General features: G+C 69.0%; 17 protein-coding genes, 1 rRNA gene and 1 riboswitch. Of the genes, 4 read left to right on the top strand and 14 right to left on the bottom strand.

Annotation, left to right across the window (positions count from 1 at the left end; translation table 11 throughout):
- Positions 1-65: 65 nt before the first annotated feature.
- Positions 66-866 carry a CPBP family intramembrane glutamic endopeptidase gene (locus tag ACFWGJ_RS26575; protein WP_387329167.1) on the bottom strand — a complete coding sequence of 267 codons (801 nt, stop codon included), beginning with the start codon at positions 864-866 and terminating at the stop codon, positions 66-68.
- Between the two features lie 196 nt (positions 867-1,062).
- Between ACFWGJ_RS26575 and ACFWGJ_RS26570 the strand changes: the two genes are divergently transcribed.
- Positions 1,063-2,832 (top strand): substrate-binding domain-containing protein, encoded by a 1,770-nt coding sequence (locus ACFWGJ_RS26570; RefSeq protein WP_387329164.1) that lies wholly within the window; start codon positions 1,063-1,065, stop codon positions 2,830-2,832.
- A 22-nt stretch (positions 2,833-2,854) separates the two neighbouring features.
- On the opposite strand, the gene ACFWGJ_RS26565 is transcribed toward ACFWGJ_RS26570, so the two are convergent.
- A complete protein-coding gene (locus ACFWGJ_RS26565; protein WP_387329161.1) occupies positions 2,855-4,375 on the bottom strand; it encodes a glutamate--cysteine ligase in 1,521 nt (506 codons plus the stop codon).
- Positions 4,376-5,050: 675 nt separating this feature from the next.
- On the opposite strand from ACFWGJ_RS26565, the gene ACFWGJ_RS26560 reads away from it, so the two are divergent.
- Together ACFWGJ_RS26560 and ACFWGJ_RS26555 are read left to right on the top strand one after the other, a co-directional pair.
- Positions 5,051-5,641 (top strand): hypothetical protein, encoded by a 591-nt coding sequence (locus ACFWGJ_RS26560; RefSeq protein WP_387329158.1) that lies wholly within the window; start codon positions 5,051-5,053, stop codon positions 5,639-5,641.
- 398 nt (positions 5,642-6,039) lie between these two features.
- A complete protein-coding gene (locus tag ACFWGJ_RS26555; protein ID WP_107018633.1) occupies positions 6,040-6,243 on the top strand; it encodes a DUF5999 family protein in 204 nt (67 codons plus the stop codon).
- 107 nt (positions 6,244-6,350) lie between these two features.
- Here the strand turns inward: ACFWGJ_RS26555 and gcvP are convergent, their stop codons facing one another.
- Complete coding sequence (gene gcvP / locus ACFWGJ_RS26550; RefSeq protein WP_387329154.1) at positions 6,351-9,236, bottom strand: aminomethyl-transferring glycine dehydrogenase; 2,886 nt, start codon at positions 9,234-9,236, stop codon at positions 6,351-6,353.
- 184 nt (positions 9,237-9,420) lie between these two features.
- Positions 9,421-9,516, bottom strand: a riboswitch (glycine riboswitch).
- Between the two features lie 104 nt (positions 9,517-9,620).
- On the opposite strand from gcvP, the gene ACFWGJ_RS26545 reads away from it, so the two are divergent.
- Positions 9,621-9,995 carry a PRC-barrel domain-containing protein gene (locus tag ACFWGJ_RS26545; protein ID WP_387329151.1) on the top strand — a complete coding sequence of 125 codons (375 nt, stop codon included), beginning with the start codon at positions 9,621-9,623 and terminating at the stop codon, positions 9,993-9,995.
- A gap of 145 nt (positions 9,996-10,140) precedes the next feature.
- Here ACFWGJ_RS26545 and ACFWGJ_RS26540 read toward each other — a convergent pair whose 3' ends face one another.
- The 11 genes from ACFWGJ_RS26540 to rrf form a co-directional block, all read right to left on the bottom strand.
- Positions 10,141-11,550 (bottom strand): DNA polymerase IV, encoded by a 1,410-nt coding sequence (locus tag ACFWGJ_RS26540; protein WP_387329148.1) that lies wholly within the window; start codon positions 11,548-11,550, stop codon positions 10,141-10,143.
- Positions 11,551-11,639: 89 nt separating this feature from the next.
- The gene (locus tag ACFWGJ_RS26535; RefSeq protein ID WP_387329146.1) at positions 11,640-12,272 is read right to left on the bottom strand and encodes a MerR family transcriptional regulator; all 633 of its coding nucleotides are present in this window, start codon (positions 12,270-12,272) and stop codon (positions 11,640-11,642) included.
- Between the two features lie 219 nt (positions 12,273-12,491).
- Positions 12,492-12,965: a bifunctional nuclease family protein gene (locus ACFWGJ_RS26530; RefSeq protein ID WP_006123076.1), complete on the bottom strand. Its 474-nt coding sequence runs from the start codon at positions 12,963-12,965 to the stop codon at positions 12,492-12,494.
- A gap of 99 nt (positions 12,966-13,064) precedes the next feature.
- Positions 13,065-13,799: a MerR family transcriptional regulator gene (locus tag ACFWGJ_RS26525; protein WP_387329143.1), complete on the bottom strand. Its 735-nt coding sequence runs from the start codon at positions 13,797-13,799 to the stop codon at positions 13,065-13,067.
- Positions 13,800-13,842: 43 nt separating this feature from the next.
- Complete coding sequence (locus tag ACFWGJ_RS26520) at positions 13,843-14,814, bottom strand: FHA domain-containing protein (RefSeq protein WP_107018627.1); 972 nt, start codon at positions 14,812-14,814, stop codon at positions 13,843-13,845.
- A 61-nt stretch (positions 14,815-14,875) separates the two neighbouring features.
- Complete coding sequence (locus tag ACFWGJ_RS26515; RefSeq protein WP_387329140.1) at positions 14,876-15,742, bottom strand: DUF881 domain-containing protein; 867 nt, start codon at positions 15,740-15,742, stop codon at positions 14,876-14,878.
- A 5-nt stretch (positions 15,743-15,747) separates the two neighbouring features.
- Positions 15,748-16,080 carry a small basic family protein gene (locus ACFWGJ_RS26510; protein ID WP_046587749.1) on the bottom strand — a complete coding sequence of 111 codons (333 nt, stop codon included), beginning with the start codon at positions 16,078-16,080 and terminating at the stop codon, positions 15,748-15,750.
- Positions 16,077-16,979, bottom strand: a complete 903-nt coding sequence (locus tag ACFWGJ_RS26505; RefSeq protein WP_387329137.1) for a DUF881 domain-containing protein — start codon at positions 16,977-16,979, stop codon at positions 16,077-16,079. Before ACFWGJ_RS26505 ends, ACFWGJ_RS26510 begins: the two co-directional genes overlap by 4 nt.
- 91 nt (positions 16,980-17,070) lie before the next feature.
- Positions 17,071-19,566, bottom strand: coding sequence for a sugar phosphate nucleotidyltransferase (locus tag ACFWGJ_RS26500; protein ID WP_387329135.1), 2,496 nt, complete (start codon positions 19,564-19,566; stop codon positions 17,071-17,073).
- Positions 19,567-19,655: 89 nt separating this feature from the next.
- On the bottom strand, positions 19,656-20,288 hold the full coding sequence (locus ACFWGJ_RS26495; RefSeq protein ID WP_107018623.1) for a CDP-alcohol phosphatidyltransferase family protein: 633 nt from the start codon (positions 20,286-20,288) through the stop codon (positions 19,656-19,658).
- Between the two features lie 156 nt (positions 20,289-20,444).
- A 5S ribosomal RNA gene (rrf, locus tag ACFWGJ_RS26490) occupies positions 20,445-20,539 on the bottom strand; the annotation flags it as partial.

The raw sequence follows: 20,539 nt of genomic DNA, 5'->3' as shown, positions 1-20,539 counted from the left end.
GGCGTACGGCTCACCCGTACGCCCCTCCGCGCGCCCCGCATGAGCCGCACAGGCTCACCCGCCGCTCAGGCGGTGGGCAGCCAGTCGACCTTCCCCGCCAGCAGCGCGTATCCCACGAACGCCCCGATGTCGAGGAGCGAGTGGGCGACCACCAGCGGCCCGATCCGCCCCCACCGGCGGTAGAGGTAGACGAAGACCACCCCCATCACCATGTTGCCGATGAACCCGCCGATGCCCTGATAGAGGTGGTACGAGCCGCGCAGCACCGAGCTGGCCACCAGGGCGGTGAGCGGGGTCCAGCCCAGCTGGCCGAGTCTGCGCAGCAGATACCCGACGACGATGACCTCTTCCAGGATCGAGTTCTGGAGCGCGGAGAGGATCAGCACCGGGTACTTCCACCACACCTCGGGCAGCGCCTCCGGCACCACGGTGAGGTTGAACCCGAGTCCGCGGGCCGCCAGATAGAAGGCGATGCCCGTGCTGCCGATGACGGCGGCGATCCCCGCCCCGCGGGCGAGGTCGAACCACGGGCGCGTACGGTCGAACCCGAGGGTGCGCAGCCCCTTGCCCTCACGGATCAGGAAGTGCGCGACGAGCGCGACCGGCACCAGCGCGGACGCGATCCCGAACAGCTGCCAGGCCAGATCGAGCCAGGGACGGCCCGGGGCCGCCGAGGCGTTGAGCGTGGCCGCCTGGTCCTTCAGACCGCCCGGTCTGGTGACCGAGCCGACAAAGCTGATCAGCGCCGAGACCCCGCTGGCCCCGAGCGAGACGCCCAGTACGAGCAGCGTCTCGTCGCGGAGGATCCGCCGCCCGGGCCGTCCCTCGCCAAAGGAATCAGCCACCGGCTCCTGCCCCACCTGCACTCATGCCTCCAGTTGCGTAATCCCGCCTCATCCCCATCTTCGCCCCGCTAGGGTCTCGAAAGAAGTTGCGAAGATCGGGCATGACAGGCCGTCGAGGGACGGACGCCAAGTGGGGTGCACTTCCCGTGTGCCATACCATTCGGCCATTTCACCGTTTCAACGGCTCCGGGCTCGATCAGGGAGGGGCACCACCGCCATGGGACGTCACAGCTTGCCCGACGGGTTGCGCAGGAGCGGCACCGGCCCCCGGTCACGCACGCGGCACCGCAATGTGGCGCTCGCGACCGCACTGGTGACGATCCTCGCCGGCGGTACCGTCGCCGCGATCGACAGCGGTCTGCTCTCCTTCGGCTCGTCCTGCTGGGACAGCACCGTACGGCTGCGGATCGCCGCCGCTCCCGGCATAGCGCCCGCGCTCAAGGACGCGGCCGCATACGCCCGGGACCACGACGTGACGTCCGACGGCAGCTGCCTCGACGTCCGGGTGACCGCCCAGGACACCTACAAGGTCGCCGACGCCCTGCGGTCCAAGCGCAGGAGCGCGACCGAGTTCGAGGCGTGGGTGCCGGACTCGGGCGTGTGGGTGGACCGGGTCATGGCCGACAACCAGTCGATCTCGGTGACACCCGCGGGCAACGTCGCCTCCTCACCCATCGGTGTCGCCATGGTCCCGTCGGCCGCGAAGTCCCTCGGCTGGCCCAGGAAGACGTACTCCTGGACCGAGCTGGCCGGGGTCACCATGACGAGCGACCGCCTCAAGCTCGGCGCGGGCGACCCCTCGCGCAGCGCCACCGGTCTGCTCGCGCTGACCCAACTGGCGCAGACGGCGGGGAAGGCCAAGGACGGCGACACCCTGGCGGCGGCCACCGCCAAGGCCCTCTCCCAGCGCACCTCCGACAGCGACGGCCAGGTCCTCGACACCCTGCCGCGCGACCTCTCCGGCACCGAGCAGGGCAACCCCAAGCGCAACCAGGCGCTGATCCTCTCCGAGCAGGCGGCGTTCGCGTACAACGAGTCGGCGGACAGCGGCGACGATCTCGACCTCTTCTATCCGAAGGACGGCGCGCCCCGGCTCGACCATCCGTTCGCGCTGGTCGACGAGCCCAACCTGACCACGGACGAGAGCCGGGCCGCGCTGCGGTTCATGACGCTGCTCGGCGAGCGCGACGGGCGCAGAATCCTGGAGAAGCACGGCTTCCGTACGGACGAGGACGAGACCCCGGCCGCGCTGGTCGCCGAAGCCGGCGGCCGGGCCCCGCAGCCGTACCGGGAGGTGCCCGAGAGACCGGCCACGGAGAAGGAGATCGAGGAAGCGCTCGGCATGTGGACCATCACGGTCCAAAGCGCCCGCATCACCACGGTCGTCGACGCCTCCTCGTCCATGTCGGACCCGGTGCCGGGCACCAGCGAGTCCCGCATGGACGTGACCAAGGCCGCGCTGCTCCAGGCGCTGGCCACCTTCACGCCGGAGGACGAGATAGGGCTGTGGAAGTTCTCCCGGCGGATCGACGGCAAACGCGACTACCGCGTCCTCGTACCGACCGACCGGCTCGGCGACCAGGTGGACGGCAGCACGCAGCGTGAGCGGCTGTCGGCGGCCTTCAGTGGCCTCAAGCCGGTCAAGGACGGCGCGACCGGCCTGTACGACACCACGCTGGCCGCGTACAAGGAGGCCGCGGCCTCCTATACGAAGGGCAAGTTCAACGCGTTGGTACTGCTGACCGACGGGGTGAACCAGGATGCCGGGAGCATCTCGCGCGCCGCGCTGATCGCCGAACTCCGCAAGATCGCCGACCCGGAGCGTCCCGTGCCCCTGATCGCGATCGCCGTCGGCCCGGAGGCCGACAAGAAGGAGCTGAACGAGATCGCGGAGGCGACCGGCGGCTCGGGACACCTGGTCACCGACCCGTCCCAGATCCACGCGGTGATCCTGAAGGCCGTGGTGAAGGCGGGCGACACGGGCTGACCCGCCCTCACCCCGGCGGACCTCAGCCCAGCGGGACCGCCGGCTCCGGCAGCCCGACCGGCCAGGTGTGCACCGGCTCACCGAGATGCATCAGCTCGCTGTACCGCTTCGTCGTGGCGGCCAGTGCCGCGTCGCGCCCCATGTTGCTCTCCAGAGCCCTGTGGAACGTACGGGACTGCCAGGAGGCGCCGTTGACCCCGCGCTTGCACCGCTCCTCGATCACTCCGAGGTAGAGGTCCCGGTCGGCCGGCTCGATGCCCCACGCGTCCAGCCCCGCCGCCGCGAGAGGCAGCAGTTCGTCGCGCACCAGCTGCACCCCGGGCACGCGCGAGACCCCGCCGTACCTGCCGCGCCGCGGCCACTGCAGCTGCGCGTCGATGCCGTACCGGCAGGCCTGGTCGAAGTTGTCGGCCGCGGCCTCGAAAGGCAGCCGGGTCCAGACCGGCCGGGCCTCCGCGGCGAGGGCCCGCACGAGCCCGTAGTAGAAGACCGTGTTGGCGACGACGTCGATCACCGTGGGGCCCGCGGGCAGCACACGGTTCTCGACCCGCAGGTGCGGGACGCCGTCGGCGATGCCGTACACCGGGCGGTTCCAGCGGTACACGGTGCCGTTGTGCAGCACGAGTTCGGCGAGCTTCGGGATGCCGCCCTCGTCGAGGACGCGCGTCGGATCCTCCTCGTCCCGCAGCGGCAGCAGGGGCGGGAAGAAGCGCAGGTTCTCCTCGAAGAGGTCGTACGCCGAGGAGATCCACCGTTCGCCGAACCAGGTGCGCGGTCGCACCCCCTGTGCCTGGAGCTCGGGCGGCCGGGTGTCGGTGGACTGCTGGAACAGCGGCGGCCTGGACTCGCGCCACAGCTCACGGCCGAACAGGAACGGCGAGTTGGCGCCCACGACGATCTGGGCCGCGGCCGCCACCTGGGCGGCGTTCCACACATCGGCGAACCGGTCCGGTGTGACCTGCAGATGCAACTGCACAGACGTACAGGCCGCTTCGGGAGCGATGGACGCCGAGGTGCACCTGAGCCGCTCCACGCCCTCGATGTCCAGGGTGAAGTCCTCACCGCGGGCCGCGACGATCTGGTCGTTGAGCAGCGTGTAGCGGTCCACGTCCGAAAGGTTCGCCGAGACCAGGTCGTCCCTGGCGAGGGTCGGCAGAATACCGATCATCACGATTCCGGCATCGACCTCGTTCGCCTTCCGGTGCGCGTATGCCAGAGAGGTGCGCAGTTCCTCGGCGAGCCGGTCGAATACCCGGCCTTCCAGCCGGTGGGGAGCAATGTTGACTTCCAGATTGAACATGGCGAGTTCTGTTTGGAAATCGCGGCTCGCGATGCGTTCCAGGACTTGCGCATTCATCATTCTCGGCATGCCGTCCGGGCCCGCGAGATTCAGCTCGACCTCCAGGCCCATGAGATTCCTGGGGCGGTCGAACCGCTCCTCCGCCAGCAGCCGCGCCAGCCCCTCCAGGCACTGCTGGAGCTTTTCTCGATACCGTCGGCGGTCGGACAGACCGATCGTCCCCGCCACGACCTTCTCCCCCATCGAAGCTTCCCTCCTCGACTGGGCCGCCCGAAGAACCGGCCGCTGGTGTTCCGGGTCACGGGGGATGATGCCCAGGCAATGTGATCGATAACGCCCCGGACCTACCCCCCGGGCACTACTCTGGACTCAGCTTTCGTCGGGCACATTCACTAGGCATGAGGCGCCACATTTTTACGGCAGGCCGACTCCGTCGTGAAAAACGCCGACGAGAACCGGCCGTCCACTCCGGAAGAGTATTCCGAGGTCATCGACGGGTACCCGCCGAGAACCAGGACCAAACACACGTATCGGCGACCTAATTGCCACTTGCACTTAATGCGCGGAACAGCTAGCTGAAACACGGCCTGAACACGTGTCGTATAAACTCCGCGAACGAGGCAGAGAGTTGGCGCTCGTGGTCGCAGGGCCTGTCGTCGAGGTGACGGCATCAACCCGAAGGGCGGCCCGTGCGGCGTCCTGTGCGTGCGATCGCAAAGTCGCCGGAAGGATCTTGTAGCGAAGCGAGGCTACCGGACCCCTCCGGCCTCTCGGCGAGCATGCGTGCCGGACACCGCGCGGCAGGCATCACTTCGGCGACAGGCCCTATGCCCCCGCCCCCTTTGACCCCGAGAGCTGACAGCGCCGTCCGCCCCCGCCCCCGCGCCACCATGCCTGTCGAATGAGAGGCGACCCACCATGCCGCTGCACGTCCCTCCGGCTCCCGCGCCGGCATTGCGCACCGTCCGCACGGCCCTCGGTTCCCCGACCGCGGTCCGCGAAGCCCGTACCCCGTCCCTCCGCGACACCCAGGGACCCCTCACCGCCGAACTCCCGCTGCCCGTCCACGTACTCGACCGCATCACCCCGGCGGGTACCTCGGCCACCCGGCTCGCCGGATGGCGCTTCCTCATCCGCTGCCACGAACGCGCGGTGGCGGCCGCGGACACCAGGCTCACCCCGGACGGCTGGGCCTTCTCCCACTTCTTCGAAGGCCCGTACGTCGCCGCCACCGAGCGCGCCCTGCGCCAGGCGGAGACGATGCAGGGGTCGTACCAGCCACGTCTGCTCTCCGTACCCGAGCTCTACATGCTCACACTCTGGCTGCACGGCGACTTCACCGCCGACGGCACCAAGGGTCACCTCGCCGCCACCGACCTGCTGGTGCCCCTGGCACCCGCGCCGCCCGGTATCGCCGCCCACCGCCCGCACCGCGTGGCCGAACTGCTGCCCGTACTGACCAACCGGCTGGCCCCCGCGGCCACTCCACTGCTCGGCTCACCCGCCTGAGCGCACCTCGGTTCCCCTGCCCCGCGGCCACCACCCGGCCGCGGGGCACATTGCTGTGCGCACCGACCGGCGGAGAAGCGAGGGAGGGACACGGGGGGACATTGCTCGGAGTGACACGTGCAAGACACAGCGCACTCCCGGCCCATACGGACTAGCCCCATCCGACCATTGCGAACCACCCGAAGGGACACCCCAGTTGAGATGAACCGTCCGCACGGGTGATGCGTCATCAACCTGTGAGGAGCGCTGGCGCCAAATCCCTGCGGATTGACGCCCAGAGGGCAACACTGGGTTCCGGACCATCTGACAAACGGGGGGCGGCCATGGACGCGAGTTCGAGCCGCGGAACAGACAACACATCGAACACCGACCTCACACCGAAGCGAAAGATCCCATCAATGTGCCAGCACCAGCGACCGTGCCCGACAGCCGACTCCGCCGACCGGGAGGCCGCGCTCCTCGTGGCGCACCACCCGGAGCAGGGATGGAGCCTGCTGTGCAACGGCGTCCTGCTCTTCGAGGACACCGGTGAGCTTCTGCCGGACGGCCGGATCATCGCGCCGCACCGGCCGCTGGCCCTTGATGTGATGACCGCTGCCTGAGCGGCACAGCACGGCACGGACGACGAGAACGACGACAACGAGAACGACAGCGGGGCCGGCCCCGGGAAGCACTCCCGGAACCGGCCCCGACGCATGTCCGGGTGCGACTACTCCTCGTAGGCGTCCAGCGGCGGGCAGGAACACACCAGGTTCCGGTCGCCGTACGCCTGGTCGATCCGCCGCACCGGCGGCCAGTACTTGTCGGCGACCGAGACCCCGGCCGGGAACACGGCCTCCTCGCGGCTGTACCCGTGCTCCCACGTGCCGCCCAGCGCGCCCGCCGTGTGCGGGGCGTTGCGCAGCGGGTTGTCGTCCGCCGTCCACTCGCCCGAGCCGACCTTCTCGATCTCCGCGCGAACGGCGATCATCGCGTCGCAGAACCGGTCGAGTTCGGCCAGGTCCTCGCTCTCGGTGGGCTCGATCATCAGCGTGCCGGCCACCGGGAACGACATCGTCGGCGCGTGGAACCCGTAGTCGATGAGCCGCTTGGCGACGTCGTCGACGCTCACACCGGTCGCCTTGGTGAGCGGCCGCAGGTCGATGATGCACTCGTGCGCCACGAGCCCGCCGGGACCGGTGTAGAGAACCGGGAAATGCGGCTCCAGGCGCTTGGCCACGTAGTTGGCGCTGAGCACGGCGACCTGCGTGGCCCGCTTGAGCCCTTCCCCGCCCATGAGCCTGACGTACGCCCACGAGATGGGCAGGATGCCCGCGGAACCCCAGGGAGCCGCGGAGACCGGCCCGACGCCCGTCTCCGGACCCGCGGCGGGCTGCAGCGGATGGTTCGGCAGGTACGGCGCCAGGTGCGCGCGTACGCCGACCGGGCCGACGCCCGGACCGCCGCCACCGTGCGGGATGCAGAAGGTCTTGTGCAGGTTGAGGTGCGAGACGTCACCGCCGAAGTGCCCCGGCTTGGCGAGCCCCACCAGCGCGTTGAGGTTCGCGCCGTCGACGTAGACCTGCCCGCCCGCCTCGTGCACCTGCGCGCAGATGTCGGCGACGTGCTCCTCGAACACCCCGTGCGTCGAGGGGTACGTGATCATCAGCACGGACAGCTCGTCACGGTGCTGCTCGATCTTGGCCCGCAGGTCCTCGACGTCGATCTCGCCGTCCTCGGCGGTCTTCACGACGACGACCTTCATCCCGGCCATCACCGCGCTCGCGGCGTTCGTGCCGTGCGCGGAGGACGGGATGAGGCAGACCGTGCGCTGCTCGTCGCCGTTGGCCCGGTGGTAGCCGCGGACGGCCAGCAGCCCGGCCAGCTCGCCCTGCGAACCGGCGTTGGGCTGGAGCGACACGTTGTCGTAGCCCGTCACCTCGGCGAGCCGCTCCTCCAGCTCACGGATGAGCGTGAGATAGCCCTGCGCCTGCTCGGCGGGCGCGAAGGGGTGCAGTTGCCCGAACTCGGGCCAGGTGACCGGCTCCATCTCGGTGGTCGCGTTGAGCTTCATGGTGCACGAGCCGAGCGGGATCATGCCCCGGTCCAGCGCGTAGTCGCGGTCGGCGAGCCGGCGCAGGTAGCGCAGCATCGCGGTCTCCGAGCGGTACTGGTGGAAGACCGGGTGCGTAAGGTACTCGTCGGTGCGCAGCAGCGGGGCCGGCAGCGTGTCCTCGGCGGTCCCGTCCAGCGCGGCCACATCGCCGTCGACACCGAACGCCGACCAGACGACGCCCAGCTGGGCCCGCGTGGTCGTCTCGTCGCAGGACAGGGAGAGGTGGTCCGCGTCCACCAGGTGGAGGTTGACCCCGCCCTGACGGGCGGCGGCCAGCACCTCGGCCGCCCGGCCGGGCACCCGCACGGTGAGGGTGTCGAAGTACGCCTCGTGGACGACCTCGACCCCGCCCGCCGTCAGACCGGCGGCGAGGATCGTGGCGTACCGGTGGGTGCGCCGGGCGATGCCCTGCAGCCCCTCGGGACCGTGGTAGACGGCGTACATCCCGGCCATCACGGCGAGCAGCACCTGAGCCGTGCAGATGTTGCTGGTCGCCTTCTCGCGGCGGATGTGCTGCTCCCGCGTCTGCAGGGCCAGGCGGTACGCCTTGTTGCCGTCCGCGTCGACGGAGACACCGACGAGCCGTCCGGGCAGGCTGCGCGCGAACTTCTCCCGTACGGCCATGTATCCGGCGTGCGGTCCGCCGAAGCCCATCGGCACACCGAAGCGCTGGGTCGTACCGACGGCGATGTCGGCGCCCAGCTCGCCGGGCGAGGTGAGCAGCGTCAGGGCGAGCAGGTCGGCGGCGACGGTGACGACCGCGCCCAGCTCGTGCGCCTGCTCGACGACGGGTCCCAGGTCCCGTACGGCACCGGAGGCACCGGGGTACTGCAGGAGTACGCCGTTGATCTCACGCCCGGTGAGCTCCGCGGGGATGCCGTCGCTCAGGTCGGCGACGACGACCTCGACGCCGGTGGGCTCGGCGCGGGTCTCTATCACCGCGATCGTCTGCGGCATGGTGTCCGCGTCGATCAGGAAGAGGCCCTTCTTGTTCTTGCCCATGCGCCGCGACAGCGCCATGGCTTCGGCCGCCGCGGTGCCCTCGTCGAGCAGCGAGGCCCCGGAGGTCGGCAGTCCGGTCAGCTCGGCGACCACGGTCTGGAAGTTCAGCAGGGCTTCCAGCCGCCCCTGCGAGATCTCCGGCTGGTACGGCGTGTAGGCCGTGTACCAGGCGGGATTCTCCATGACATTGCGCAGGATGACCGGCGGCGTGAAGGTCCCGTAGTAACCGAGCCCGATCATGGAACCCAGCACCTGGTTGCGATCCGCGAGAGAACGCAGCTCGGCCTGCACCTCGGCCTCGGTGCGGGCGCCCGGCAGTTCGAGCGCGTCGGCGTTCTTGATCACATCCGGCACCGCGGCGGCCGTCAGCTCGTCCAGCGAGCCGTACCCCACCTGCGCGAGCATCTTGGCGCGGGCCTCGGAGTCGGGGCCGATGTGACGCTGCTCGAAGGGGATTCCCTGTTCGAGCTCGGAGAGCGGAATACGATGGGCGGTCATTGCGGAGGCCTCCTGGTCTGACGACCTTCGAGGGGCACCACTAGGTGGGTGCCCTAACGGCCTCCCCCTCTGTCATCTCAACCTGAGAGCTTCACCGGCCCGCCGTGAAGGCGCACCGGCTTTCACCGTCGGTGAGAGCGGAGCCCGTCGACTACTCGAACACCCCTCTGCTTTCCAGAGTGACCTCGTCCATGCGGTACGTGTGCCTGAGAGATTCCGGGGAGGATTTGCTCCTTCGGCGCCTCCGATGAAGCCTGGAGGACTCTCCCGCACGGGGTCAGCAGCCGTCGCCCAGCCTACCAGCGGGGTTCCCTCAAGTGGCCGCCCACCTCAAAGTGCTCTTTCGTAGTGCTTACGGATGAGTTGCGAGCAGCTGGAGGGCCCGTGCAGACCGACATCGATCCGCGCAACCTGATAGGCCGCAAGGCGTTCGACCGCAACGGCACGAAAATCGGCACCGTCGACGAGGTCTACCTCGACGACGCGACCGGCGCACCGGAGTGGGCGGCCATACGCACCGGCCTGTTCAGCCGGGACGCGTTCGTCCCCCTGGAGCCCAGCGAAGTGATCGCCGAATCCCTGCACGTCCCCTTCGAACGCTCCCTGATCAAGGACGCCCCCGACTTCGGCGTAGGCCGCCACCTCTCCCCCGAACAAGAACTACAGCTCTACCACCACTACGGCCTGGACGTATCCCCGGCGCCCCCTTTCCCAAACCGAGACTTCGGCCACCTGGCAACGAACGAGGACCTCACGTAGCACCCCACCCCCAGCCCCCCAGGGGCACGGGGAACGGCGCAGTCTTGGGGGCGCGGGGAACTGCGCAATCTTGGGGGCGCGGGGAACGGCGCAGTCTCTTAGGGGCGCGGGGAACTGCGCGACCAGCCACAACGAACCCGCACCCTCACAACGCACCCCCACCCCCCTCCCCAGGCGCCGCAGGCACACGCACAGGCTCAACCAAAGGCAACGGCTCAGCCAACTCCAGCAAAGGATCATCAACCCGAAACGTCTTCACCCGCCCCGGCACGGAATCCGGCGTCTCGAACCGCACAGTCACCCTCCCCAGCCCACTCCCCTGCACCCACCCGTGCCCGAACTCGGCATGCCGAACATCGTGCCCCGCCCGCCACACCCGCTCCGCGGGCCCGGCCACCACAGAGTCCTCGACGGCGACGGCAACCGCCTGGGCCTCCTCCGGCCGCTCCCCCGGCGCCCCCTCCTCCACCCCCGCGGCAGCGGCCTGCGCCTGCGCGAACAGATCCTCCTGCGTGTAGTCGGCAAGCCCGGTCACCCCCACCCCCAGCAACCGCACACCCCCCGTGGTGTCCACCGCCTCCAGCAGCCGCGCGGCAGCCTCCCGCACCACGCCCGGATCATCCGTCGGCCCCCGCAGGGTCTCGGACCGCGTCAGCGTCGAGAAGTCGTACCGCCGCACCTTCAGCACGATGGTCCGCCCGGAGAGATGCGCCCCCCGCAACCGCTGGACGCACCGGTCCGCAAGCCGCTGCACCTCCATGCGCACCCGCACCCGGTCATGGATGTCCACGTCGTACGTGTCCTCGACGGACACCGACTTGGTGTCCCGCTCGGCCACCACGGGCCGCTCGTCGCGGGCCAGCGCCATCGCGTACAGGGCGAGCCCGTGGGCCTTCCCCAGGAGCCGTACGAGCTCGTCCTCACCCGCCTCCGCGATCTCCCCGACCGTGCTGATCCCGCCCCGCCGCAGATGGTCGCCCGTGGCGGGCCCCACCCCCGGCAGGACGCGTACCGACATCGGCGCGAGCAGCGCCCGCTCGGTGCCCGGCTCTATGAGCACGAGTCCGTCCGGCTTGGCCTGCTCGGAGGCGATCTTCGCGAGCATCTTGCAGGCCGCGAGGCCCACGGACCCGGTGAGCCCCGTGACGGCCCGGATGTCGTCGCGCAGCTTCCTGCCGGCCAGCAGCGCGGACGCCTCGTCCCAGGCCGTCTCCCCGGCCTCCAGATCGACGAACGCCTCGTCCAGGCTGAGCGGCTCCACGAGCGGCGACAGCTCCCGCAGGAGCCCCATCACCTGCTCGCTGATCTGCCGGTAGAGACCGAAGCGCGGTACGAGATACGCGGCGTTCGGTGCCAGCCGGCGGGCCTGCGCCATGGGCATCGCCGAATGCACCCCGAAGACCCGCGCCTCGTACGAACAGGTGGAGACCACGCCACGCGGCCCGAGGCCGCCCACGATGACCGCTTTCCCGCGCAGGCTCGGCTTGGACGCCTGCTCGGCCGAGGCGAAGAAGGCATCCATGTCGAGATGCAGGATCGTGGGCGCGGTTCTCACATGTCCGATGCTGCCCTAAGCCACTGACAATGCCCCGGCCCACCGCTCAGGAACCGCCGCAGGACCGCCGCCACGCCCTCTGCGGCGGCTCAGACGGCCCGGTTGCGGCGCCTGGCGAGCTCGTCCGCCGGATTGGTCCCGACGAGCGTCTCGCCGGTGTCCACACGCTCTCCGTGCAGCTGTGAGAGCGCGCTCTCCACATCCCGCCACACCACTCCCACGGCGATGCCGAAGATGCCCTGGCCGCCCTGGAGGAGTGCGTGGACCTCGTCGGGCGAGGAACACTCGTAGACCGTCGCGCCGTCGCTCATCAGCGTCATCCGCTCCAGGTCGCAGGAGCCGCGCTCCTTGAGGTGCTGGACCGTGGAGCGGATGTTCTGCAGCGAGACCCCCGTGTCGAGGAACCGCTTGACGATCTTCAGGACGACCACGTCCCGGAAGCTGTAGAGCCGCTGCGTCCCCGACCCGTAGGCGGGCCGCACGCTCGGCTCGACCAGCCCGGTACGGGCCCAGTAGTCCAACTGCCGGTAGGTGATCCCCGCGGCCGCACAGGCCGTGGGCCCGCGATAGCCGATCTCCTCGGACGCCACCTCGCCGTCCCCCGGCACCGCCGTCGGCCGCTGTACGTGATCGGCCGCGCTGCTGTGAAGCGGGTACGGGCCACTGTCCCCCAGACCGCGTCCGGGAGCACCCCCAGCCGTACCGTCGCCGCTGCTTCTCACGCCGACCTCCGTCCTTGACCTGCCTTCTCGACGGTAGGCAGTCACCAGGGGCTCGTCAACGATCGCCACACTCGGCACGCCGGGTGATAATCACCCCAAGAGTGGTTTCCCGTGCCCCACCGCGGGGAAAGGCTAGCCGAATGCTCTCGGGACGGCCGCCGCACGGCGCGTCGCCCGACGGTCCCGGAGGGTCACCGGACGGTGTCCCGCACCGTCACGTCACTGGCTGTTGGTCCCGAAGTCCTCGGGCGAGATCTGGTCGAGGAACTCGCGGAACTTCTCCACCTCGTCCTCCTGCTCGTCCGGGATCGCGATGCCGGCGTCGTCCAGGACGCCGTCGCTGCCGTAGATCGGCGTTCCGGTGCGCAGGGCCAGCGCTATGGCGTCGGACGGCCGCGCGCTCACCTCGACTCCACTGGCGAACACCAGTTCCGCGTAGAAGACACCCTCCCGCAGGTCGGTGATGCGCACTTCGGTCAGCTCCTGGCCGACGGCCTCCAGCACGTCCTTGAACAGGTCGTGGGTCAGCGGTCGCGCGGGGGCCATGCCCTGCTGCGCGAAGGCGATCGCCGTCGCCTCCCCCGGCCCGATCCAGATGGGGAGGTAACGGTCGCCTCCCACTTCACGCAGGAGCACGATCGGTTGGTTGGAGGGCATTTCGACCCGGACACCTACGACGTCGAGCTCGTTCACACAGCAACCCTAGGCCGTGCCCGGCACCTTTGGGTAGTCGAGCACGGAATGGGTGCCCTATCCCACGTTCCACGTCCCGCGTCCGCGCGGGCCGCCGGGTCAGGGAAGCCGCACCCCAAGGGCCGACTGCACCAGGGCCGCGTGCAGCTTCACCGCGAGCCCCGCCAGCTCCTTGGTGCGCTCCTGAGCGTGTGCCCTGGTCTGCGGGTTGCGGTGCAGCCGCAGGGGCGCCACGACCTGGTCCACCAGGCCGGCCTCACGGTCGGCGGCGGCCTTCACGGCGCGCAGATGCCGCGGCTCGATCCCGAACCGCCCGAGTTCCAGGACCAGTCCGGCGACGGTCACCGCCTCGGCGTCGTACACCCCGTCGAGCAGCGGGGTGATGAGCCCGTACGACTCCCACTCGGCGAGCTCCTGCTCACCGATCTCGGCGGCCGCCAGCAGCTCGGCCCGTCCGATGCGGGCGACGACGGGCCCCTCGGGCTCGCTCGGTGCCTCTCCGTCGCGCTGACGCCCCACGGAGGGCAGGGGAGCCGCCTCTCCGCGTCCCATGGCGTCCAGGTGCTCACGGATGACCTTCAGCGGCAGATAGTGGTCCCGCTGCATCCTCAGGACGTGTCCGAGGCGCTCGACGTCGTCCTCGCTGAACTTGCGGTATCCCGAGGGGGTGCGCTGTGGCTCGATGAGGCCCTCGGACTCCAGGAAACGAATCTTGGAGACGGTGACCTCGGGGAATTCGTCACGCAGCACGTTCAGTACCGTGCCGATGCTCATCAGCCCGTGGTCCGTGGCGGCGGCGCCGTGTCCGGCACCGCCGCTCGGTGTTCGAAGCATGGACCTTCCCTGGGGGTCTCCCCGGACAAAGTCTGGGGGAGGGTCAGATGCCCCGCTGGCTCGCGTAGAAGACCAGCCGGTACTTGCCGATCTGCACCTCGTCACCATTCGACAGGGGGACCCGGTCGATGCGCTCCCGGTTGACGTACGTGCCGTTGAGGCTGCCGACGTCCGCCACCGTGAACGAGCCGTCGGGCTCACGGCGGAACTCCACATGGCGGCGCGACACGGTCACGTCGTCCAGGAAGATGTCGCTCTGCGGATGACGGCCGGCGGTCGTCAGATCGCCGTCCAGCAGGAAGCGGCTGCCCGAGTTGGGCCCCCGCCGCACCACCAGGAGCGCCGAGCCGAGCGGCAGGGCGTCGACGGCGGCCTGTGCCTCGGGAGAGAGCATCGGCATCTGCGTCTGGCCGGTGGCCTCGGCGTCGTACGCCTCAAGACCGGAGATGGAGATCGTCGAGGTGGTCTCCGACGGACGCTCCGGGGTCGCCCCGGCCCGCAACGGCGCACCACAGTTGGAGCAGAAGCGGCTCGCTTCCGCGTTGCGGTTACCGCACCTCGTACACACCAGGGCCGACATGGACGGATCCTCCTGCCGCGGCTGCCCCGCCGGGGTATTGGACGCGTACGGGTCGGAGCCGAAACCTCCACCCGCACCTGAGGTTGACGGATCCCCGAAACCTATGCGCCCCGACTGGGCAGGGTCAACAGACGGCGCGCCCTGACCACCGGAAATGTCACCGGGCGGCCCACCGACCTGGTCCCGGAACAGCGGGCGGTCCCCCTGCTCCTCGCCTTCCGCGGGGCGCGGTGCGCGGTGACGGGCAGTGGCGTTGTCGCTGCCCTCTCGTGCGCTCTTGCCGAACAACTTCGCAAACAACTTCACGGGCGATTCCCCTTGACCGAAACAGACCCGCCCGTGGGGCAGGACGAACCCTGATTGCACACACCGGTCGAGCCGGACACCCTCACAACGTCCGTATCCACCAGACAGTTTCCACCACGCACCACCCATTCGGTGCGTCGACCCCCCGCAAGCTCATGCCCTCGGAGAGCCACCTCCAAGCGCCCCCGGTTCACTGGGAGGACGACCGAGCGTAGTCAGGCCGCTCGGCGGGTCGCAAGGCGTCCACGACGATCTTGTCAGAGCGCTCCACCGTGACAGTGGCCTGCTCCTTCTCCAAAGTCTGCACGACTCCCCCAGGGATGTTGAGCGCCGGTTCGAGGTCCTGAGGTTTCCCGATGACCTTGAAACGATACGGGGAGCTGATCTTGTTCCCGTCCACGGCGACTCCCCCGCTCACATCCGTCAGATAGGTGCCCGCGACGATCCGTACGCCATTGACCTGGATGGCCTCCGCGCCCGCCGCACGGAGCTCCTGGACCGCGTCGAGCAGCATGTCGGCCTCGACCGTCCCTTTCCCGTCGTCGATCGTCAGCGTGATGCCGGGGCCCTGCGCCGCCACGGTGCCCGCGAGAATGCCGAGTTGTTTCTCCTTCTCGACCGTCTGCTTGCGGGCCTCCTCGGCCTGGTCCGAGCTGTTCTCCAGCTCGGTGCGCTGATCCTCCAGCCCTTGCTTCTCCTCTTCCAGACGCTGAGTACGGTCGTCGAGTTCATCGAGGATGCGTACAAGATCCTCCTGGCGTGCGCCGCGCAGGGCACCGTCGCTGTCGCTGTTGGACGCGACCTGGACGGCGAGGCCGAATCCGAGGCCGAACAGCAGCAGCGCCACGATGAGTTGCGCCCGCGACACCCGCGGCGGCCACAGCCCCATCACCAGCCTCTGCCGGCCGGTGGGACCGGCCGGCCCGCCCGGTTCCTGCCCGGCCCGCTCGGCGGCGGGCTCCGAGGCCTTCGGCGGAGCCGTCGTCCGCACCTCTTCGGGCAGTTCCTCGCGCAGCGGGTTCTCCGGGGTCCCCGGTGTCTCGTCGTTGCTGCTCATCGGCCTCACGCCCGGAAGACGTGCCGACGGATCGCCGCGGCGTTGGAGAAGATGCGGATGCCCAGGACGACCACGACACCCGTGGACAACTGGGCGCCCACGCCCAGCTTGTCGCCCAGGAAGACGATCAGCGCGGCCACCACGACGTTGGACAGGAACGACACCACGAAGACCTTGTCGTCGAAGATGCCGTCGAGCATCGCCCGCAGGCCTCCGAACACGGCGTCGAGCGCCGCGACCACGGCGATCGGAAGATAGGGCTCGACCATCGCCGGAACCTCGGGCCGGACCAGCAATCCAGCCACGACTCCCACGACGAGGCCCAGTACGGCGATCACGATGTGCCTTTCTCTGTGCTCGGTTGTGCTGTTCGTACGATCACACTCGGTGCTGCGGGCAACCGGACCTCGTCCTCCGCGGAGATACTGGTCCTGATCCCGAAGTTCTCGTGCAGGGCCTGCAGATACTGCCCGTCCCCGCTGTTCTGGAACGTGGTGCGCAGCCGGTCCCCGTCCCCCACGGCCAACACCGTGTACGGGGGCACCAGCGGCTTGTTGTCGACCAGTATCGCGTCACCCGCGGCCCTGATCGCGGACAGCGCCGTCAGCCGCTGTCCGTTGATCGTGACGGCCTCGGCGCCCGACTCCCACAGCCCGTTGACGACACGCTGCATGTCGCGGTCGCGGACGCGTCCGGTGTCGGAGAAGCCCGAGGTCTCCCGCGCGTCCCCGTCACCGGCGTGGTCGGCTTCCTTCGCGTCGTCGACGACGAGTTTCACACCGGGACCGTGCACTTCGAGGGCTCCGGACAGGATGCCCACCAGCTCGCCCTGGTCCCCGCCGTGCTTCTTCAACGCCTCACGCTGCCGGGCCCCGACATCGTCGCGGAGCTCGTCGATGGCGTCCTCAAGGTCCTCGGCCGCCGACTGCTCGCTGTCGATGCGGTCGATGAGCTCCTCGCGCTCCTTGGCGACGACCGGAGCCGCTATCCGCGCCTGCGCCGCGCCCACGGTCACCAGCAGTGCCGCGAGCACCAGACCGGCCGCGAGACCGAGCTTCGCCGACAGCTTCCTGGGCATCCCGCCCGTGCCTTCGGCCTTCCGCCGGGCGGCTGCCTCGGCGTACCCCTCGTCAAGACTGTGGTCCATGACGTTGGTGAGCAGCGACATGGACGCGTCCGGGCGCGAGGGGCGCGTGGGGGTGCTCCGAACGGGGGGCTGCTGCGGCATGCCGCACATCGTCGCACGTCGCGACCTCCAGCTCCGAACGGCCCCACCGACGTGCCGGACAGGCCCGATTCGGGCACTGTCCGGCACACTCGCGTGCTGCTCAGCGACCGGCGCTGTCCACCACCGACGACCACTCGTCGAGCAGTGCCTGCGCCGAGGCGTCGTCGGGCCCTTCGGCCCACAGATGGGTGACCGCCTCCGCCGGGTCGGGCAGGACCATCACCCAGCGTCCGTCGGTCTCCACGACACGCACACCGTCGGTCGTGTCGACGAACCGGTCACCGGCCGCTTCGACCACGCGCCGCATCACAAGCCCCTTGACGGCCCACGGAGTCGCGAGATCACGCTTGAGGACATGCGCCCGCGGAATGCGCGCGTCGATCTGACTGAGCGTGAGCTGCGTCCGTGCCACCAGACCGATGAGGCGCACGAAGGCCGCCGTACCGTCGAACACGCTGCTGAACTCGGGCACGATGAACCCGCCACGCCCGTCACCGCCGAAGATCGTCGACTCCTCGCGGCCGACGCGCGTCAGGTCGTCGGGGGACGTCGTCGTCCAGTCGACCTGCGTCCCGTGGTACGCCGCCACCTGCTCGGCGATCCTGGTGGTGGTCACCGGCAACGCCACGCGCCCACTGCGCCGTTCGGCCGCCACCAGGTCGAGCATGACGAGCAGGGCCCGGTCGTCCTCGATGATCCGGCCCTTCTCGTCGACGAGCGACAGCCGCTCGCCGACCGGGTCGAACCGCACACCGAACGCGGCCCGTGCGGACGCCACGATCTCACCGAGCCGCACCATCCCGGACCGACGGGTGTCCCCCGTCTCCGTCGGACGCGACTCATCGAGCCCCGGGTTGATGGTCAGCGCGTCGACGCCGAGCTTGCCCAAAAGGCTGGGCAGCACAAGACCGGCACTGCCGTTGGACGCGTCGACGACCACCTTGAGCCCGGAGTCCGCGATCCCTGTCGTATCGACATTCCTGAGCAGCGACCCGGTGTACGAGTCGAAGACGCTGGCCGGGAAGTGCAGGTCCCCGATCTCGCCGGGGAACGCGCGCCGGTACTCCTGCCGGGCGAACACCCGGTCGAGCTTGCGCTGGCTCCCCTGGGACAGGTCCGCCCCGTTCCCGTCGAAGAACATGATGTCGACCGAGTCGGGAACTCCGGGCGTCGTACGGATCATGATCCCGCCGGCACTGCCCCGCGCGGTCTGCTGCCGCGCCACCGGCAGCGGTACGTTCTCCAGGTCCCGTACGTCCATGGCGCTGGCCTGGAGAGCGGAGATGACCGCCCTCTTGAGCGCGCGGGCGCCTCTGGAGTGGTCACGGGCCGTCGTGACGGTGGACCCCTTCTTGAGGGTCGTCGCGTACGCGCCCGCCAGCCGCACGGCCAGCTCGGGCGTGATCTCCACGTTGAGGATCCCGGTCACTCCACGGGCACCGAAGAGATGCGCCTGGCCCCGCGACTCCCAGATGACCGACGTGTTGACGAAGGCACCGGCCTCGACGGTCTTGAACGGGTACACCCGTACGTTGCCCTGGACGATCGATTCTTCGCCGACGAGGCACTCGTCGCCGATGACGGCGCCGTCCTCGATACGCGCGGCGCGCATGATGTCGGTGTTCTTGCCGATGACGCAGCCGCGCAGATTGCTGTGCTGACCGATGTACACGTTGTCGTGCAGAACGGCCTTGTGCAGGAACGCGCCGCTCTTCACGACGACGTTGGAGCCCACCACGGTGTGCTCGCGGATTTCGACGTCGGCCTCGACCTTGGCGTAGTCCCCGATGTAGAGCGGCCCCCGCAGCACGGCGTCGGGGTGGACCTCGGCGCCCTCGGCCACCCAGACGCCGGGCGAGATCTCGAAGCCGTCCAGCTCGACGTCGACCTTGCCCTCCAGGACATCGGCCTGCGCCTTCACATAACTCTCGTGCGTGCCGACGTCTTCCCAGTAACCCTCGGCGACATAGCCGTAGATCGGCTTACCTTCCTTCATCAGCTGAGGGAAGACATCGCCGGACCAGTCGACGGAGGCATCGGCCTCGACGTAGTCGAAGACCTCGGGCTCCATGACATAGATGCCGGTGTTCACCGTGTCCGAGAACACCTGACCCCAGGTCGGCTTCTCAAGAAAGCGCTCGACCTTTCCCTCGTCATCGACAATGGTGATGCCGAATTCAAGAGGATTGGGAACGCGGGTCAAACAAACCGTTACGAGCCCACCCTTTTCCTTGTGGAAGTTGATGAGATCGGTGAGGTCGAAGTCGGTCAGAGCATCGCCGGAGATCACGAGGAACGTATCGTCCTTCAGTGCCTCTTCGGCGTTCTTGACACTGCCGGCAGTACCGAGTGGCTTCTCCTCGTTGGCATAGGTGAGCTCCATACCGAGCTCTTCACCGTCACCGAAGTAGTTCTTGACCAGCGAGGCCAGGAACTGGACGGTGACGACGGTTTCGTTGAGCCCATGCCGCTTGAGCAGCCGCAGCACATGCTCCATGATCGGGCGATTGGCCACAGGCAGGAGCGGCTTGGGCATGCTTGAGGTCATGGGGCGAAGGCGTGTGCCTTCGCCGCCGGCCATCACGACGGCCTTCATGTCGGAAGCGTCCTCCTTGAAGAGACGGTCTAGCCGACTTCACCCGTCAGATTGTCCCGCACATTCTCGTTGCGGGCCATCAGAGACCTCTACGGCCGCCCATTGGGCGGGCTCAGTCGGCCATGGTTGTCCGCACGAACAAGGCGGCGGACCTGAACCACGTAGAGGATCCCTGCCCACCAATACAGAGTTGTACCCCATCCGGCGAACGCCCATCCGAAAATAGCAGCGAGTGACGCAAGCCACCCACTTCCGTCACTGAGCAGCAACAACGGGAAGGCGTACATCAAGTTGAACGTTGCAGCCTTCCCGAGGAAGTTCACCTGTGGCGGCGGATAGCCGTGCCGTCTGAGGATGCCCACCATCACGAGCAGAACGAGCTCGCGCGCCAGCAGCACACTGGTCAGCCACAGCGGAAGGATCTCGCGCCAGGTGAGCCCGAGCAGGGTCGAGAGGATGTAGAGGCGGTCGGCCGCGGGGTCCAGCAGCCGGCCGAGGCCGCTGATCTGGTTCCAGCGCCGGGCGAGCTTGCCGTCCAGATAGTCGCTGATACCGCTCAGCATGAGCACCAGAAGCGCCCAGCCGTCGCTGTTGGGCCCACCGAACTCCGGCCTGAGGATCAGCCACAGAAAGAGCGGTACGCCCGCGAGGCGCGCCATGCTGAGGATGTTCGGGATGGTGAGGACCCGGTCTGTCTGGACGCGGGTCTCCTGGACCTCCACCCGGGAGCCTCCTGTGGGAACGAGCCAACGATGCCCCCTGACCTTACCCTCAGGCATCCGCCCCCAGCGCGGAGGGGTTCGGGTGGCCCTGTCCCGGAAAACAAAAAAGCTCCGGTTCTCGGACTGATTAGTCCAAGAACCGGAGCTCTAAAAGAAGTTCGGCGGCGTCCTACTCTCCCACAGGGTCCCCCCTGCAGTACCATCGGCGCTGTAAGGCTTAGCTTCCGGGTTCGGAATGTAACCGGGCGTTT

The sequence above is a fragment of the Streptomyces sp. NPDC060205 genome (genome assembly GCF_042728395.1).
In the GTDB taxonomy this organism is placed as follows: Bacteria; Actinomycetota; Actinomycetes; order Streptomycetales; family Streptomycetaceae; genus Streptomyces.
Note: the sequence above shows the minus strand (reverse complement) of the source record. Positions and strands in the feature narration are given on the sequence as shown.

Bases quoted from the DNA above. Each gene is read 5' to 3' on its own strand.
- ACFWGJ_RS26570 (WP_387329164.1), top strand. From the start codon at position 1,063: ATGGGACGTCACAGCTTGCCCGACGGGTTGCGCAGGAGCGGCACCGGC.
- ACFWGJ_RS26565 (WP_387329161.1), bottom strand. From the start codon at position 4,375: ATGGGGGAGAAGGTCGTGGCGGGGACGATCGGTCTGTCCGACCGCCGA.
- ACFWGJ_RS26560 (WP_387329158.1), top strand. From the start codon at position 5,051: ATGCCGCTGCACGTCCCTCCGGCTCCCGCGCCGGCATTGCGCACCGTC.
- ACFWGJ_RS26555 (WP_107018633.1), top strand. From the start codon at position 6,040: ATGTGCCAGCACCAGCGACCGTGCCCGACAGCCGACTCCGCCGACCGG.
- gcvP (WP_387329154.1), bottom strand. From the start codon at position 9,236: ATGACCGCCCATCGTATTCCGCTCTCCGAGCTCGAACAGGGAATCCCC.
- ACFWGJ_RS26525 (WP_387329143.1), bottom strand. From the start codon at position 13,799: ATGCTTCGAACACCGAGCGGCGGTGCCGGACACGGCGCCGCCGCCACG.
- ACFWGJ_RS26520 (WP_107018627.1), bottom strand. From the start codon at position 14,814: ATGGGTGGTGCGTGGTGGAAACTGTCTGGTGGATACGGACGTTGTGAG.
- ACFWGJ_RS26515 (WP_387329140.1), bottom strand. From the start codon at position 15,742: ATGAGCAGCAACGACGAGACACCGGGGACCCCGGAGAACCCGCTGCGC.
- ACFWGJ_RS26505 (WP_387329137.1), bottom strand. From the start codon at position 16,979: ATGTGCGGCATGCCGCAGCAGCCCCCCGTTCGGAGCACCCCCACGCGC.
- ACFWGJ_RS26500 (WP_387329135.1), bottom strand. From the start codon at position 19,566: ATGAAGGCCGTCGTGATGGCCGGCGGCGAAGGCACACGCCTTCGCCCC.